Annotated in this window: 15 protein-coding genes; 12 read left to right on the plus strand and 3 right to left on the minus strand. The window is 45.0% G+C overall.

Translation table 11 applies throughout. From position 1 onward, the window contains the following. Positions 1–60: 60 nt before the first annotated feature. Positions 61–261: a cold-shock protein gene (locus AC58QT_RS15680; RefSeq protein WP_056625586.1), complete on the minus strand. Its 201-nt coding sequence runs from the start codon at positions 259–261 to the stop codon at positions 61–63. A 319-nt stretch (positions 262–580) separates the two neighbouring features. Between AC58QT_RS15680 and desA the strand changes: the two genes are divergently transcribed. From desA to AC58QT_RS15695, 3 genes are all read left to right on the plus strand, one after another. After that, positions 581–1,651, plus strand: a complete 1,071-nt coding sequence (gene desA / locus AC58QT_RS15685; RefSeq protein ID WP_497409805.1) for a Delta(5) desaturase DesA — start codon at positions 581–583, stop codon at positions 1,649–1,651. A 68-nt stretch (positions 1,652–1,719) separates the two neighbouring features. Next, positions 1,720–2,856, plus strand: coding sequence for a sensor histidine kinase (locus tag AC58QT_RS15690; protein ID WP_497409806.1), 1,137 nt, complete (start codon positions 1,720–1,722; stop codon positions 2,854–2,856). After that, entirely contained in the window at positions 2,853–3,452 is a 600-nt protein-coding gene (locus tag AC58QT_RS15695; protein WP_310225737.1) for a response regulator, read from the plus strand. Before AC58QT_RS15690 ends, AC58QT_RS15695 begins: the two co-directional genes overlap by 4 nt. A 75-nt stretch (positions 3,453–3,527) precedes the next feature. Here the strand turns inward: AC58QT_RS15695 and AC58QT_RS15700 are convergent, their stop codons facing one another. Beyond that, a complete protein-coding gene (locus AC58QT_RS15700; protein WP_497409807.1) occupies positions 3,528–4,505 on the minus strand; it encodes a GntR family transcriptional regulator in 978 nt (325 codons plus the stop codon). A 165-nt stretch (positions 4,506–4,670) separates the two neighbouring features. On the opposite strand from AC58QT_RS15700, the gene AC58QT_RS15705 reads away from it, so the two are divergent. The 4 genes from AC58QT_RS15705 to AC58QT_RS15720 all read left to right on the plus strand — a co-directional run bounded on the left by AC58QT_RS15705 (position 4,671) and on the right by AC58QT_RS15720 (position 8,924). Then, positions 4,671–5,195 (plus strand): HPP family protein, encoded by a 525-nt coding sequence (locus tag AC58QT_RS15705; protein WP_497409808.1) that lies wholly within the window; start codon positions 4,671–4,673, stop codon positions 5,193–5,195. A gap of 72 nt (positions 5,196–5,267) precedes the next feature. Beyond that, entirely contained in the window at positions 5,268–7,598 is a 2,331-nt protein-coding gene (locus AC58QT_RS15710; RefSeq protein WP_497409809.1) for a xanthine dehydrogenase family protein molybdopterin-binding subunit, read from the plus strand. After that, positions 7,585–8,424: an FAD binding domain-containing protein gene (locus AC58QT_RS15715; protein WP_497409810.1), complete on the plus strand. Its 840-nt coding sequence runs from the start codon at positions 7,585–7,587 to the stop codon at positions 8,422–8,424. The genes AC58QT_RS15710 and AC58QT_RS15715 overlap by 14 nt, the downstream gene beginning before the upstream one ends. Positions 8,425–8,426: 2 nt before the next feature. Next, positions 8,427–8,924: a (2Fe-2S)-binding protein gene (locus tag AC58QT_RS15720; RefSeq protein WP_497409811.1), complete on the plus strand. Its 498-nt coding sequence runs from the start codon at positions 8,427–8,429 to the stop codon at positions 8,922–8,924. A 5-nt stretch (positions 8,925–8,929) separates the two neighbouring features. On the opposite strand, the gene AC58QT_RS15725 is transcribed toward AC58QT_RS15720, so the two are convergent. Further along, positions 8,930–9,775, minus strand: a complete 846-nt coding sequence (locus AC58QT_RS15725) for an RMD1 family protein (RefSeq protein WP_497409812.1) — start codon at positions 9,773–9,775, stop codon at positions 8,930–8,932. 406 nt (positions 9,776–10,181) lie between these two features. Here AC58QT_RS15725 and AC58QT_RS15730 point away from each other — a divergent pair, with 406 nt between their 5' ends. From AC58QT_RS15730 to AC58QT_RS15750, 5 genes are read left to right on the plus strand one after another with little or no spacing between them, the layout of a single operon-like run. Continuing rightward, a complete protein-coding gene (locus tag AC58QT_RS15730; RefSeq protein ID WP_497409813.1) occupies positions 10,182–10,826 on the plus strand; it encodes a hypothetical protein in 645 nt (214 codons plus the stop codon). 12 nt (positions 10,827–10,838) lie between these two features. Next, positions 10,839–11,996: a glycosyltransferase family 4 protein gene (locus tag AC58QT_RS15735; RefSeq protein WP_497409814.1), complete on the plus strand. Its 1,158-nt coding sequence runs from the start codon at positions 10,839–10,841 to the stop codon at positions 11,994–11,996. Beyond that, positions 11,993–12,979 (plus strand): aminoglycoside phosphotransferase family protein, encoded by a 987-nt coding sequence (locus AC58QT_RS15740; protein WP_497409815.1) that lies wholly within the window; start codon positions 11,993–11,995, stop codon positions 12,977–12,979. The genes AC58QT_RS15735 and AC58QT_RS15740 overlap by 4 nt, the downstream gene beginning before the upstream one ends. Then, positions 12,979–14,910 carry a polysaccharide deacetylase family protein gene (locus AC58QT_RS15745; protein WP_497409816.1) on the plus strand — a complete coding sequence of 644 codons (1,932 nt, stop codon included), beginning with the start codon at positions 12,979–12,981 and terminating at the stop codon, positions 14,908–14,910. Before AC58QT_RS15740 ends, AC58QT_RS15745 begins: the two co-directional genes overlap by 1 nt. Further along, positions 14,900–15,679, plus strand: coding sequence for a HipA family kinase (locus tag AC58QT_RS15750; protein ID WP_497409817.1), 780 nt, complete (start codon positions 14,900–14,902; stop codon positions 15,677–15,679). The genes AC58QT_RS15745 and AC58QT_RS15750 overlap by 11 nt, the downstream gene beginning before the upstream one ends. The last annotated feature ends 41 nt before the right edge of the window (positions 15,680–15,720 follow it).

A 15,720-nucleotide genomic window follows, 5' to 3' on the forward strand; every position in this document is an offset into this window, starting at 1 on the left:
TGTTCCTCCTTCTAATAAAAAAACTGCCCTTAACTCGTGTTAAGGGCAGTTCGTTGTGATTTACAGTTTTACAACATTTTCAGCTTGAGGACCGCGGTTGCCTTGAGCAACATTGAATTCTACGCGCTGTCCTTCGTCCAATGATTTGAAGCCATCTCCTTGAATTGCGGAGAAATGAACGAATACGTCATTTCCGCCTTCCATTTCAATAAATCCAAAACCTTTCTCTGCGTTAAACCATTTCACTGTTCCTGTTTCCATAATAAAATTACCTCCAAATTGTTATTAACATGCTTTTTTAAACAAAAAAAATCACACATTGAAAAAGGTACCATACACAAATGATCACTTTTTCAATATGTGAGTTTATGTCAAAGCCGTTTGTTCAGCAATCATAGCACACACTTCTGTGATAAGCAAATTTGTATTCGTTCTCTCTGTCCTATATGACAGATGTCATACCGTCTACATGATGTTTATGACTGCAACGAATTGAAAGCGATATCTATAATGAAGATAGGAAACTACCACTGATAATCGCTAACAAGTCCTGCGCACCATATCGAGGAGGAACTATACGATGACACAATCGACGCTAACTAACTTGAAGAAACAGGTTGCCCCTTATGAAATATCAAATACGAGGGCTAGTATTAAACAGCTAATTAACACCCTAGGACCTCTAGTCCTACTCTGGTTAGCTGCGTATCTCAGCCTATCTATATCCTTTTGGATCACATTACCTATTACGATTATCGCTTCCGGTTTCGTGATACGAACTTTTATCATTTTCCATGACTGTTGTCATCAATCGTTCTTCAAAAGCCGTAGAGCTAACGAAATCATCGGTACGATTACCGGTATCCTAACACTCTTTCCCTATCAGCAATGGAAGAATAGTCATTCCATCCATCATGCAACGAGCAGTAACCTAGAGAAACGTGGCGTTGGTGATATGTGGGTACTGACCGTTGACGAATATGCGGCTTCCTCCATATGGGTTCGAATTGCTTATCGCTTATATCGAAATCCATTTATTATGTTCGGACTGGGTCCTATCTTTTTGTTCCTAGTTACGAATCGCTTTAATACGAAAGGTGCAAGACGTAAGGAGAGAATCAGTACTTATTTGACCAATATCTCAATTCTTGCTTTATATGGTGGACTGATCTGGCTTATTGGATGGCAGTCATTTGTTCTGGTACAAGTTCCAATCATGTTCGTAGCGGGCTTGTTGGGAATCTGGTTATTTTATGTGCAACATCAGTTTGAAGACTCTTACTTCGAGAATGAGGATGAATGGAGTTATGTGAAAGCCGCGGTAGATGGAAGCTCCTATTATAAACTTCCGAAGCTTTTGCAATGGATTACTGGCAACATTGGGTTTCATCATGTTCATCATTTAAGTCCGAAAGTGCCTAATTATAATTTGGAAAAAGCGCATAATGCAACGCCTCCGCTTCAAAAAGCTACGACCATTACAATCGGCACGAGTTTGAAGTCACTGCGTTTCCGTCTGTGGGATGAGCAAAACAAAACGTTTGTGGGTTATACAAATAGGAAACAGGTACACCTTAAACAAGCCGAGCAAGATCCATTGACTAACAAAATACAAGTAAAAGTTCATAACTCCAGTTTACAAGGGCAATAAATACATCGGTTCATGTTTGTGCTAAAATGTAGGTAAATCTATGTTGAAGAAAAAGAGGCAAACGGACTATGCAAAAGTGGTATCAAATCTTTCACAAAAACACCGGTCTTAGTCCGTATGTGTGGGTTGTCTTTTATATCCTCCCTTTTTATTTCATATTTCGTTCTTCGACGACTTATCACATTGTATTAGGGACAATCATGATCATGGTTTTCTTTAGTTGCTATGTGCTGTCCTTCGTATCTAAAGGATGGATTGTGTACTTTTGGACTAGCGTACAAATTATAATTTCGATTATCATGGCAGTCGTATTCAGCTATGTGTACTTCTCTCTGTTTTTGGCATTTTTTATTGGTACGATGAAAAGTAAGGCCGGATTCATTACGTTGTACTGCATTCATCTAGTAACGACGATTGTCACGATTAACTATGGATTGGTATCACAAAATCCTGTGTATTTTGACCAATTGCCTTTTATCATCATTAGTGTGATTGCCGTTATTCTCATTCCAGTCACCACGTTCAACCGTAATCGGAGTGAGCAGCTCCAGGGACAACTAGAGGATGCCAATAAACGGATTTCCGAGTTGGTAAAGCTAGAAGAGCGTCAAAGAATCGCGCGTGACTTACACGATACACTGGGTCAGAAACTCTCATTAATTGGTTTGAAGAGTGATTTGGCTGGGAAGTTAATTACCAAAAATCCGGCGCAAGCACAAATCGAAATCAATGATGTTCGTCAGACAGCTAGAATCGCGTTAAAAGAAGTACGGGAAATCGTAACGCAAATGCGCGGCACGCGACTAGTGGAAGAGATTTTTCGAATCAAACAGATTTTGAAAGCTGCAGAGATCGACCTCGTTCTGGAGGGAGACCCGACGTTAACCAACACGTCTCTGATCAATGAGAATGTGCTCAGCATGTGTTTGAAGGAATCCGTTACGAATATTATCAAACATAGCTCTGCAACGACGTGTTCAATCTCCATTGAGCCATCGCCAAGTGATCTCATTATCAAGGTTGGGGATAATGGGATTGGCATGACGAAAGAATGCCTTGTGTTACTTGGCAATGGATTACGGGGTATGAAAGAGCGACTTGAGTTTGTCAACGGTTGTATGGAAATCGTCTCCGACAATGGCACGATCATTGTTATCAAAGTACCGAATGCCATCATACCACCAGAAAGGGAGGTGCAGCTATGATTCGAATTGTGATTGCCGAAGATCAACGGATGCTGCTCGGTGCACTTGCATCTTTACTGGATTTGGAAGAGGATATGCAGGTTGTTGGTAAAGCAAGCAATGGCGAGGATGCTGTGAAATTGGTTAAATTGCATAAGCCAGATATTTGTGTCATGGATATCGAGATGCCTATAATGAACGGTTTAGATGCGGCGGAGGAACTGAAGGGACTGGGTTGCAAAGTCATTATATTGACCACGTTTGCTCGTTACGGGTATTTTGAAAGGGCCGTGAAGGCTGGGGCCAACGGATATTTGCTGAAAGACAGCCCTAGCGAGGAACTGGCAACTTCGATTCGGAGTGTGATGGCTGGCAGACGAATCTACGCCTCAGAACTGGTAGATGAGACGTACAAAGAAGAAAATCCTTTGACCGAGAGGGAAAAGGAAGTGCTGAACCTGATCGCCGATGGCAAAACTACAAAGGAAATCGCGGATCACATGTTCATAACAAGAGGTACTGTTCGCAACTACATCTCCGTTATTCTCGATAAGCTCAATGTCAGTAACCGAATTGAGGCTATTATGCGTTTTAAAGAGAAGGGATGGTTCAAATGACAGGCTTCCAGGTAAAAAGGATCCCCATAGACTGGACACTTTTCAGAGGTGTTCCGTCTAGGGGATCTTTTTGAATTATCGCTTCACTTGAGAAGCGATTTCATGCAATAAGTTTTCGCTGCTTTTTTCCAACCTCATCGGGTATAGCTCTGTTTTTTCAGGCAGTAATTTACTCAGTTCTGGAAATACGGCGGCAGAGGCATAAATTTTGTCCGTGCGCTGAAATGTCTCTGCCAGACGTTCGGTTTCACTCATCCCTACACTCTCACAATGAAGCTGAGTAATCCCCGCTTCCTGAATCCGGTTGGCCATCCATTCTCCCCCTACTTTTCCCAAACAAACAAAGGTAACATGGGTTCCTTGCTGCAGTTTAGCGATCTCAAGCAGAAGAGATGTTTCGATTGTTGCTCCGATCACGATAACCTTAGGGTCAAAGCGGGCAAAAAGTTCTTTAACTTCCTCAGCGTGATTCAAAGTTGTAACGATAACATCAAAACGCATGGCCGCTTCTCGTACAGAATCATCATCTAAGGAGTTATCCTCGAGAAAGATAGTCTCGACTTCACAGTCAGTAGCTTGTTCGATCTGCTGGCGATAAAAAGGATAATCATGACCTCTGCATTCGACTAGTAGAATTCGCGGCTTATCCGTTTGGTAGGGAGGGTGCAGTAAGGAGTAGGCAAGACCAGCCGTGAAAAAGGATTGTAAATCGAATCCCAATGAAGCGGCTTCGCTAATTGTCTCATTCAAAAGCTGCTGCATAGGTTTCCGCTCTTCCAAGAGTTGTTTAATCTCGCATCCACTGCTGACTTGTGTACCGCGTCCCTTCTGTATCGTAACGAGCCCCTCATCACGCAGTTGGTTATATACCCAGTTGACTGTATTTCGATTAAGTCCGAGCTCATCCGCTAATTGACTTGCTGTAGGCAGCATATCACCGCTTTTCATTTGTCCAATTCCGATTAGCCATTTGATCTGTTCTTTGATTTGTGTATTTACGTTAAAGGTCAGTTGGGGATTAACTTGAAGGATATACGTTTTCTCTTCTTCCACTACAAATAACCTCTTTTCATAGTTAGCTAGTTATATTATAAAGGTATTTCACTCGAAATCCAAGGAAACGTTATAATTCATGAAAAAATATAACGGTTGACACATTGATAAATGTGTCATATAACTAGTTAACTAGTAATTTAATTTATGGGGTGGGGTGAAAAAATGAATAACAATGAAAACCTAGGCTTTTGGCAGAAGATGAGAAGCAAAGATAGAAGTCCACTAAAAATCGTTCCAAGGCATGCGTTAATCGGCTCGTTAGGCGGATTTACGGTTATTGCACTTTTAGCTTTACTTTCGGAACTAACCTCGAGTGTATGGATGATGGCTCCCTTTGGTGCAACCTGTGTTTTGGCTTTCGGACTTTGGGATGCCCCATTGTCCCAGCCGCGCAATATTATCGGAGGACATGTGATTTCAACTTCAGTAGGGTTACTTTGTTTGCATCTCTTTGGTCATGGCACTTGGGTTATGGCAGTTGCTGTGGGTCTGGCGATTGGTTTGATGATGTTGAGCAAAACAACACATCCACCTGCAGGTGCAGATCCCTTGGTAGTTATTCTAAGCGGCAGCAGCTGGTCTTTTTTGATTACACCGGTTCTGTTAGGATCAGTTGTTATTGTCATTGTAGCGTTACTAATTAATAATCTAGACAAAAAACGCAGGTATCCATCATTTTGGTTTTAATTTGGTGAGTATAGGACGACCCTTTTCCATATAAGATGTACAATGACGATTGGAAAAAGGGGGGAGTGAGACTTGACCGTCATTGGCAAAGCGATTCCACGAGTCGAATCCAAAGATAAAGTGACAGGCGTTGCTCGATATACGAATGACACGCAGTCTCCTAGTCACTTGCATGGCTGGCTGGTGACAAGTCCCCATGCCCATGCCCGAATTCAATATATCGACTACGCTGCAGCCCTGCAAGTCACGGGTGTTCATGCTGTTGTAACGGGGGCAGATCACTCCGTGCTTGTCGGTACCGAACTGTTCGATCGACCACCGATAGCACAAGGGAAAGTCCGGTATTACGGAGAGCCCTATGCCGTCGTCGTTGCGGATAACGAACACATTGCCAAAGAAGCAGCAAGGCTGATTCGAACTGGTTTCGAGCCACTGCCTGTCATTAATTCTCCTAGTAGCGCGCTGCGGACAGGAGCACCATTAATTCATGAGAACTTATCCAGCTATCAAAAGACAAATGATGTTCATCCTGTACCAGGGACAAATATTGGAAATCACGTGAAAATTAGAAAAGGTGACATGCAAGCCGGCTGGGCATTAAGCGAAGTCACGGTTGAAGGCAGTTACGCCTTCAATACGTCAGATCACTGCGCGATGGAACCGCGATGCGCCATTGTAGAAGCGAAGCCAGACGGTACGGTAGAAATTGAAACGTCAACGCAAGACCCTTTCACGATGAAACGATTGTTTCAGCTCTTTTTTGGGATAGACCAATCGAAAGTCATTGTTCGCGTACCGCTGGTCGGGGGTGCTTTCGGGGGGAAAGGATCCGTCCAACTCGAATATATCGGTTATTTGGCATCACTTGCCTGCGGCGGCCGCCCGGTCAAGCTGAACAATACCCGCGAGAGCGATATGATCGGATCGCCGAGCCATATCGGATTGGAGGCGCAAGTAAAGCTCGGCGCTACGCGTGACGGGCGGCTAACTGCAGCAGAGATCACACTTTTGTTTGACAATGGTGGCTATACGGATGTAGGCGCTATCGTTACGGAATCTGCAGCCGTGGATTGTACAGGGCCATACCGAATCGACAATGTTCATTGTGACGCACTGAGCGTGTATACGAACCATCCCTATGCAACCGCGTTTCGAGGGTTCGGGCACTCCGAAGTGCTCTATTGTACAGAGCGAGCGATGGATATGCTGGCGAAAAAGCTGCAAATGGATCCCCTAGAACTAAGGGATCGCAATGCCATTCAACCGGGGGACACCACTCCGACGCAAACGTTACTGAGCCGTAGCAGTGTTGGCGATCTAAGGCAATGCATTCGCAAGTTGAAAGAGCTCATGCAGTGGGAAGATGCGCATCGCGTGCAGCAAGATCCCTATAAAGTTATAGCCACAGGGGTCTCATGCATTTGGAAAGTGTCCGGTTCAATGATCGACCTAGGATCAGGCGCTACCATCACGTTCAATCACGACGGGTCGCTTAACCTGAGTGTTGGCGCTGTCGAAATCGGTCAAGGGAACCGAACGGCCATGGCTCAGCTTGCAGCGGAGAGAATGAATATGCCGGTCCATCAGGTTCATGTCAAAATGGATATTGATACCCAAATCACGCCTGAACATTGGAAGACGGTTGCAAGCAGCAGCACGATGATGGTTGGCCGAGCTGTTCTCGATGCAGCGGATGATGCAATCGCACAGCTGAAGCACAACGCTTCGATCGTTCTAAAGAGGCCTACGGAAGAGCTTGTGGTTGGCGGTGGAAACGTATATGTGAAAAATGAGCCGAGTGTTTATCTAGAGATACGAACGCTCGTTAGTGGATATATGTACCCGGATGGTAGTGCTTCTGGAAATCTGGTGATCGGTCGCGGAAGGTATCGCGTGCATCGTCAGAAGGCGCTGGATCCGCAGACGGGGAAGGGAATTCCTGGTCAACAATGGACGGTAAGCGCACAAGCGGTTGTCGTTGAGTTCGATTCGAGGGAGTGTACATACCGGATCTTGAAAGCAGCTTCAGTCATTGACGCGGGTAAAGTGATCAACGCTGGGACGGCCCATGGGCAAGTCGTAGGTGGCATGAATATGGGTTTGAGCTTCGCAACACGTGAGGCGTTCCTGTTCAACCATGCAGGTGTCGTACTGAATCCTCAGTTGCGAAGTTATAAAATAACCCGATTTGGCGATCAGCCGGAATATTTGGTTGATTTCGTCGAGACGCCTTTTGTCGATGGCCCTTACGGTGCTCGAGGCGTAGCGGAGAATGGAACGATCGGTATGCCAGGCGCTCTGGCAAATGCACTCTCGATCGCAGCGGGGGTTGAGCTGAATCAGCTGCCGCTTACACCAGAGTATATATGGCGTGTAAGGGGGGCTGCCCGTGATCTCTTTTGATTTCGAGTATGAATTGCCATCTACGGTGGAAGAAGCAATTCAAGCGTTTCAGCGTGCCGACTTATTGGGACTGGATCCGATTTATTACTCCGGAGGCACAGAGATTATAACGAGGGCACGTCTAAATCAGCTTCGAACAGGGGCAGTAATCGATGTAAAGGGCATTCCTGAATCCAATGTGCTGCTGCATAAAGAGGGGCAATGGATCGTCGGGGCGGCGCGGACACTTACGGAGCTCGCCGATGACAATTCTTTTCCACTGCTCACCGAGACAGTTCATCATTTGGCAGATCAGACAAACCGTAACAAAATAACGATTGGAGGCCATTTGTGCGGAACGTTATTTTATCGGGAGGCTCTGCTGCCCTTCTTACTTACAGACAGTGAAGTTGTTCTTGCAAGTCCCAATGGTGCTCGGCAGGCATCGATTCACTCCGTCTTCAACGGAGGACTCCGGTTAGAGCGAGGGGAAATGCTAATCCAGATCATCACCGATCGAAAGTATCTGGATCAACCGACGTTCACTGTGAAGCGTACCAAAATAGCTTACATCGATTACCCAATCGTTCGCATTTGCGCGATGAACACGGGAGGCTGGATGCGGTTCGCCTTCAGTGGCGTCAGCGCAGTGCCCTTTCGTTCACAACAGATCGATGAGCTGCTGAACGATGCGTCACTTTCTCCTGAAATGCGAATCGATCAGATCATTCGAAACTGGCCGTTCCCCGTTCTAAACGATATACTCGCTTCAGCCGATTATCGCAGATTCGTGCTTCGCAATTCCTTGTCAGATTCATTAGCTGCACTGGAACGGAGAGGAGGTTGACGATGCAAGCTCGAGGCAGTGGAAAGAGAGAAGTCGTGCTCACAGTTAATGGAAAAAGACACCAGTTGACCATTCGTTCAGCGGATACGCTGCTGCGCGTGTTGCGGGAAAGTCTTGGGCTTACCGGCGCTAAAGCTGGATGCGAGAATGGGGATTGCGGCGCGTGCACTGTACTGGTCAATGGGACGCCAATCAAGTCCTGCTTTATGCTTGCCGTTGAAGCTCCTGGCAGCAAAGTGACAACAATCGAAGGCTTAGGCGGAGAAACGGCCGTGCAGCAAGCGTTTATAGAAACGTTTGCTTTTCAATGCGGATTTTGTACATCGGGGTTTATTATGGTTTGTCATGCCCTGCTGCAATCTAAGCCAGATGCGGATGAGGATGAGATTCGGGGCTGGCTGCAGTCCAATCTGTGCCGCTGTACCAGTTACGAAGAGATTCAGAGAGCTGTTCAAGTTGCGAAGGCGGGACTGGAGCAACGCGGGGAACAGCGTGTTTAATCTATTTAATGTGATGAAGGAAGCCAACCGATGATTTGCAATAACGTTAATACAACCTCGATGACGATAAGAATCACAACAATCCATTCAACAAAAAGTCCTCGTATTGAATGACTAATCGTCGAAAAGCCTTCTAAGATATGATAGAGAATATCAGTTTTACTTTTTAATATGGTATAACGATCATTTAACTCAAAAAATACGATCATCTCCTCGTAAAATTGGCTTGCTGAGCTATGTGTCCATGTCAACTCAGGTTTATCCAAAATCATGATATAGGCTAATGTGTTATACTCGTGGCGAACAATCTTGGCAGTCGTTTTTGCCAATTCTTTGTTGCCAACGCGAAGCTTTCCTTTTTCCAGCCGGTCTATGATGACTTCGAGGTTATCTTGAATCTTTCCGAGCTGCTCCTCACTCCTCTCAAGTGCCACTGATTTGGCGAGAACCGTAGCAATGATTTCAGGAAAAAAGAACTCATACTCCGCAACGACCACATATTCATCCGTTAATGTCATACTATCGGTTTCTTCGATATGCAGACTATAATCATCTGTGAATTTATCTGCTCTTTCGAGTGCGATATCGGGCTCAAATGATTGAATAAACTTCAATAAAGCCTTGATTTCATCCTGATGTGTCAAATTAACGAAGACAACGCTGCCAAAGGAAAAGACCAGCACTTGCTGTAGTTCATCTATTTCCTTGTGATAGATTTTTTGAAGAACTTTATTGCTGAGAATTAAAGGTTGTTCCCATGTGTATTTTTTTGGAATACCGCAATGAATAGCAATTTTGTTCAGATCGATTTCATTGGTAATAGCCAACGCCTTAAACGTAATGTCTTTCATTGTTCACCACTCATTTATCTAATAGTTATACTCGATATTATTAGCAGTTAATGGAAAGAATACTCATGTAACCTTACATAATATTGTCCAATCAAAGTCCATACGCCAGTATGGGCTTTTTCGTCTATCTTTCTATCTTTCTATTATTAATATTTTGTAAATATAGGATAGGAATAGACTGATAGATTAATAGATTAGCCGTTCCTTAATAATTTCTTAATCATACTTTAGATTATCAGGGTAAGACAGGCAGAAAAGGTTCTGTTTATCGTGTGAATTTATTCGTTTAGGGGGGAATACGGGAGTTCTTTTTTTATTTAGTTCTAAAAAATGACAATAAAGGTTTAAAGTGGAAGACCAATTAATTAAACGATTAATCTATTAAACAGAGGAAAGGATGATAGACATGTTTTCAATGATGAATGAGTTGAGAAAGCTTATGGAGGCAAGTGTGACCAGAAAGATTAAATCGATCAAAGTGGATCGAGTGGATCCAACTGAAGAATTAACTGTAGATAACCCAACAGACCTGACACTGATCGGTATTGGCAAAAAAAGTGCAACCTTTCACTTGGATGAAACACGTATCGTTAAGATTTATGCCAAGGAAGGCAGAGCAGAGGAGGAATACAATCTGCTTCATAAAGGAGCTGTCTACGGTATTACGCCAAAGGTTTACTTATTTGGCCCGACCTTCTTGGTGTTGGAATCCATGAAGACTCCGACCCTGCTTAGCTACATGGAGATGAACGGACTTTCACAGGAATTTACAAGCAGTCTGTTGCGGTTGCTAAGCGTCTCTAAAGATTTGGGATGGGGATCTGGTCATGCACCTGAAGACATTTATGTTATGCCGGATGGGACCCTGAAGGTTGTCAATATCAGTGATAAAGCTGTCTCTGCGGATTATCCCCCTAAGAAGCTGTTGAAAGGGTTGGGGACGTGGACTGGTGTGTTTCTCCAACACGTGGAGGTACTGAATCCCGAGTTGCACCAACAATGGATCAATCATCCTGAGTCGCAAAAATATGTTACAAAGACATCGCTTTAGGAGGGATTCTCGATGAAAATTGCTATGATCGCTTGGGAGTTCCCTCCGCAATTTTCAGGAGGACTGGGTGTACACTGCCAATCGCTGGTTGAGGAGCTGGTCAAACAAGCGGTATGTATTGATTTTTATCTCCCGACTGACAGGGATACAGTATTTCATATCCCGGAGGGGATGGTTATGCACCGGTTGGATATTGGTCAGCAATCATCCGCGTATTCGGAAGGAGATAATAGGGTTTGGGCGAGTATTCACTCGTTCCGAGACCGGCTTGAGGAGGTTTTTCAACCGCAGGGAGTGGATGTCATTCATGCACATGATTGGATGGGCGTTTTTGCAGCGATGCGTCTCCAAGAACTGTACGGAATTCCCCTAATTTGGACCGTTCACTCTACAGAGTATGACCGGGCTGCAGGCTTGCCCCCTCACCCCGGAATTTTAGCTATTGAGCATGAGGCGTTTCAAGTAGCAACACATACCATCACGGTTTCTGCCCGTACGAAAGAAAGTTTGGTACAGAAATACGGTGCTGACCCGAGCACAGTCTCCGTGATTTATAACGGTATTCATGCCTCCTCCTTTCAAAGCTTGGCAGCAGATCGGGAATACGGAACATCAGAAGGGTATGTGTTATTTTTAGGAAGAGTGACTGGACAAAAGGGACCTAGTGATTTTCTGAAGGCGGCACGTATGATTCTCGCTGAAAGAGAGACACGCTTTATGATCGCAGGGGATGGCAACTTGCTCGGGCCACTGCGTCGGCAAGCGCACCGCTGGAAAATCGATGAACATATAACCTTCACAGGCACTGTTAAAGGGGAACAGCTACAGAAATGCTATAAGGATGCCCAGGTTTATGTGCTTCCGTCTATATCGGAGCCGTTCGGAATTACTGTGCTAGAGGCGATGGCCTCGGGGGTTCCGACAATCATCACAACGACGACAGGAGCTAGTGAAATCGTCCAAAACGTATGCCGCGTGGAACCGGGTAACCCGAAACAATTGGCTAAAGCCATACTCACCTTGTTAGATGATCCCGCTATGCAGCAGTCTTTAGCTCAAAGTGGAGTTCAAGAAATACAGCGCTTTTCATGGAAATCGATAGCCGACCAAACCATTCTGCTCTATTCGCAGTGGTGTGCACAAGCTGATAGAAAGGAGCCTTACCAATGAAAGAGGATTATCCCATTCTCCCTATGGAGGAAATGATCGCCGCTTATGAAGCGGATTTTATCGATGAACCGAGGCATGTCCTATCGTTCACTTTAGTAGCGTGCATGCCCAAAATGAAAAAATGGATTCTGGAATATGCAGTAACGTACAGCAAACAGAATGGTGAGGAAGTCCAGGAAGCGGTCATAGGGAAAATATTTTCGGACCCGGAAAAAGGGATGGCGGGCTACTATTTAATGCGGCATCTTTGGGCAAACGGAATGAATGATGAAGTTGACTATACGATTGTACGCCCTATTGCCTATCTTCAATCCTATAATTTGCTGCTGATGTCCAAAGCGCCTGGGAAAATCATAAGGGATTGGATGTACGAAACGGACCAAGCTGTTGAGGCAGCCTACCAAGTGGCTATCTGGTTAAAACAACTGCACCAAGTCCCGCTTATGCCAATCAAGCAGCTCAGAAGGACGAGGGCGGATGTAGATTTTACCCGGTTAATCACAGAGTTGACGAAAGTCGTTCCTGAAAAGGAGGCAGCTTTCCAATCGCTTGTTAATCAGTTGATGCTCCATCCAGTAACGGCTAGGAGAGATAACTTATCCATGTTGCACGGGGATTTTCATATCAAAAATGTTTTTTGGGACGAGCATAAGGTGACAGCCATTGATTTTGACCACCACTTTATTGGAGATCCGGCTTGGGATGTCGCTTATCATGCCTGCCAAATTCAGTTGAGCGCATTTTATAAGAAGGGTGATTTCCATTTCTTTCAGCCGGCCGTGAAAATGTTGATGGATACTTACCTTACCGGGATTCCGGAATTGGAACATGAATCTTTCCTGATACGCTTATGTCAATGCCGTTCCCGCTCTTTGTTTGAAAGTCTCCATTATGAACTATGCGTATGTAAGACCGGAGCCTTGGATATCGTTGATCCATTTCTTCAAGAATGTGAGCTATCTTTGCAGGGAAGTGCTTTCTGATGAGGCCGGCCCGAATTCCGATTGCGATTGTCCATCATGCGAACCAGTATTTGATAACCAATGGCTATGTGAATCGTCCTGGCATCGGGGAAACGATCGGACCAACGGATGGGTCGTCGGGACTGCGTGCTATATTAGAACTTCACAGCAAATATGACATTCCGTTTCACCTTCATATCAGCGGTACATTAATTGAAACTTGTGCTTGGTTTGATCCACTTTTTCTAGAGGAAATCTCCGATTTATGGAGGGCTGGATTGGTGGAACTGATCGGTTCAACCTACGCGCAAAATATCATGACGCTGTTCAGTCAAGACTTTAACCGATTTCAATTGGAAGAAGAATTGCGGTTATATCAAGCATGGCTAGGTGTAAGTACTTCAGATGTAAAGGGATTCTGGATACCTGAGAGGGTATGGGACACGGAACGCCTTGCTGAAACAGTAAGGAATGCAAGCCTTTGTAACGGTGGGTACCGGTATGTTTTGGCGGATGACCGTTTGTTTCTGCAAGGGGATGAGCGCACCAGCTTCGACGAACAACGCCGTTTCGATCCAAGCTTGTACAAGCCATATGTGGTGAAAGACACTAGCGGTTTAATTGCTCTGCCTATTTCTACAGAGATGAGACTGAATATGCCTTTTCACAGTAGGTTAAATGAAGAAAAGCTAGATCAATTAATGAATGAATTGCAGCAGGAGGTTGACCGTGGGGAGGATGTTATCGCCATCTACGGTGATGATATGGAAAAGGCAGCGGGAATTCCTCCTATGTGGGATCCCCAATCTATTCAGCATTACGAGTTGTTTTTGAAGTGGCTGACAAATAGGGGGGATGTCGTATCGGTTTTACTTGGAGACTGGCTCAACAAGCGTACGGATTGGCCATCTCGCTCCGTTGGCCCGGGCACGTATATGGAGCTGGCAGGGATATTCGGTGCTGGAGAGGATTATTCCGGTTGGGCAGGTTCGTCCGCTTGGGCTCCCTATCAGAAAATGTTTGAAAAAGCGTGGGAGAGTGTGTTCACGGTTTCCAAAGGGCAGGCTGCACCATGCTTGCTCATCGATCTGGCTATTAAACATTTGCTTGCCTCCGCTTATGAAACGGGCTGGCACGATCCGGGCGTATCATGGGAGGATGCCTCTCCAGCGCCATGGGCCCGCGCACTTGCAAGTCACGCTCGCGCTGCTTATGTATTACTAAAGGCGGCAGAATGGCAGCAGGATACAGACAGCGAGGGACTTTTAAAGCTGGAGGTACAGGATATTGACGAGGACGGACACGAAGAAGTCATATTGCGCAACCAAGATTTAGCTGTGGTCATTAGTCCTACGTACGGTGGGCGGATTCTCTATGCTTTTTCGTTCAAAGAGCAGGCGGGACGCATGTTTATAGGCAATCCAACGGACGATTGGAACTTGCTTGAAGAGCTGAACGGTTTTATGGATACGCCTATGAATCATCCAGGAGCACTTGCGGATTATGGGTACGAGCATGATGTGTATGAAATCGAAAGTGCTACTTCTCCAGAAGACTCCTCGGCCGAGTTGGTACTTGTGAATAGAGGGGTCAACAGCCCTGCGTATGGTTTAAAGAAACGGTTCCTGTTAAACAAGAATGAAAGCCGAATCCGTATTCGATATGAGCAGATTCCTCCTGCCATATTGCCACTTTCGCTCGATATTGGAATGTCTACCGACTACCTTCGACTTATACGGGAGGGGCGTGCTTCCTTAGATTCCTATACAGAAGGAGGGAGACGGGGGATTCGAGCCGGAAACCTGTATGCTTGGGTCTATCCAACAACTTCGGGTGTCAAATGGCATATTCCCCGGTCCCCAGTTTTCGGCCACGGTATCTGTATCGGATTAACGCTGACACATTCCGAAGGATCTTTTGACATGGGAGTTGATTGCGGGTATGGATCTTAATTTAGTTCCTGTTCAACATATAAGCTGTATGCCGGAAGGATACTCGAAGCCCCAATTGATTCAGTTTAGCGATGGCATGAGCTATGTAGTTAAATTCAAAAATAACCCAACCGGAACAAGGGTGTTGGTTAATGAATATGTGGCGGCAAGCTTAGGGCAGCTTCTTTCTCTGCCAGTAATCCCGTTTCAAGTTGTCTCTGTTTCCAATGACTTTATTAAAGCCATACCTGAAATGGTTAAAAGTAAATTTAAATCCGGCAGTCAGTTCGCTAGCCAGTATATCGAGGGCAGCACGTATCTTACCCCAGATTTTTTTAAAAAAGGCAGCTTTCGGATCTACAATCAGGACATACTTGCCGGTGTGATTTTATTTGACCTCTGGCTCAGTAATACGGATCGGAAAGAAAAAAATACACTTTTAAAGCCGATTGGTGCCAATGAATACTACTTTTACATGATGGACCATGGACGATGCTTTGCCGATTCGAATTGGACGATAAAAACGCTCAAAAACACGAAGATGAATTTGAATCTAAAGGTTCACCAATGGTGTTACTCTCTTTTGAAAGATAAGGGAGAGTTAAATGATTATTTGGTGCGGATCCTTTCTTTGTCTAATGAAGCGATCAAGCAAGTTGTGTACTCGATTCCTCAGGATTGGGATGTGTCAGGTGCGGAAAGAGAAGCTTTACTATCGCATCTAATCAACGCAAGAAATAAATTGCCAGATCTCTTAGTGAAATTCAAAAAATTATGCGGTTCTTCTTAATTGAAAAATACTCGTTCTATGCCACTTACGTCGCGTAAAAC

Source organism: Paenibacillus sp. J31R109, from assembly GCF_059692055.1.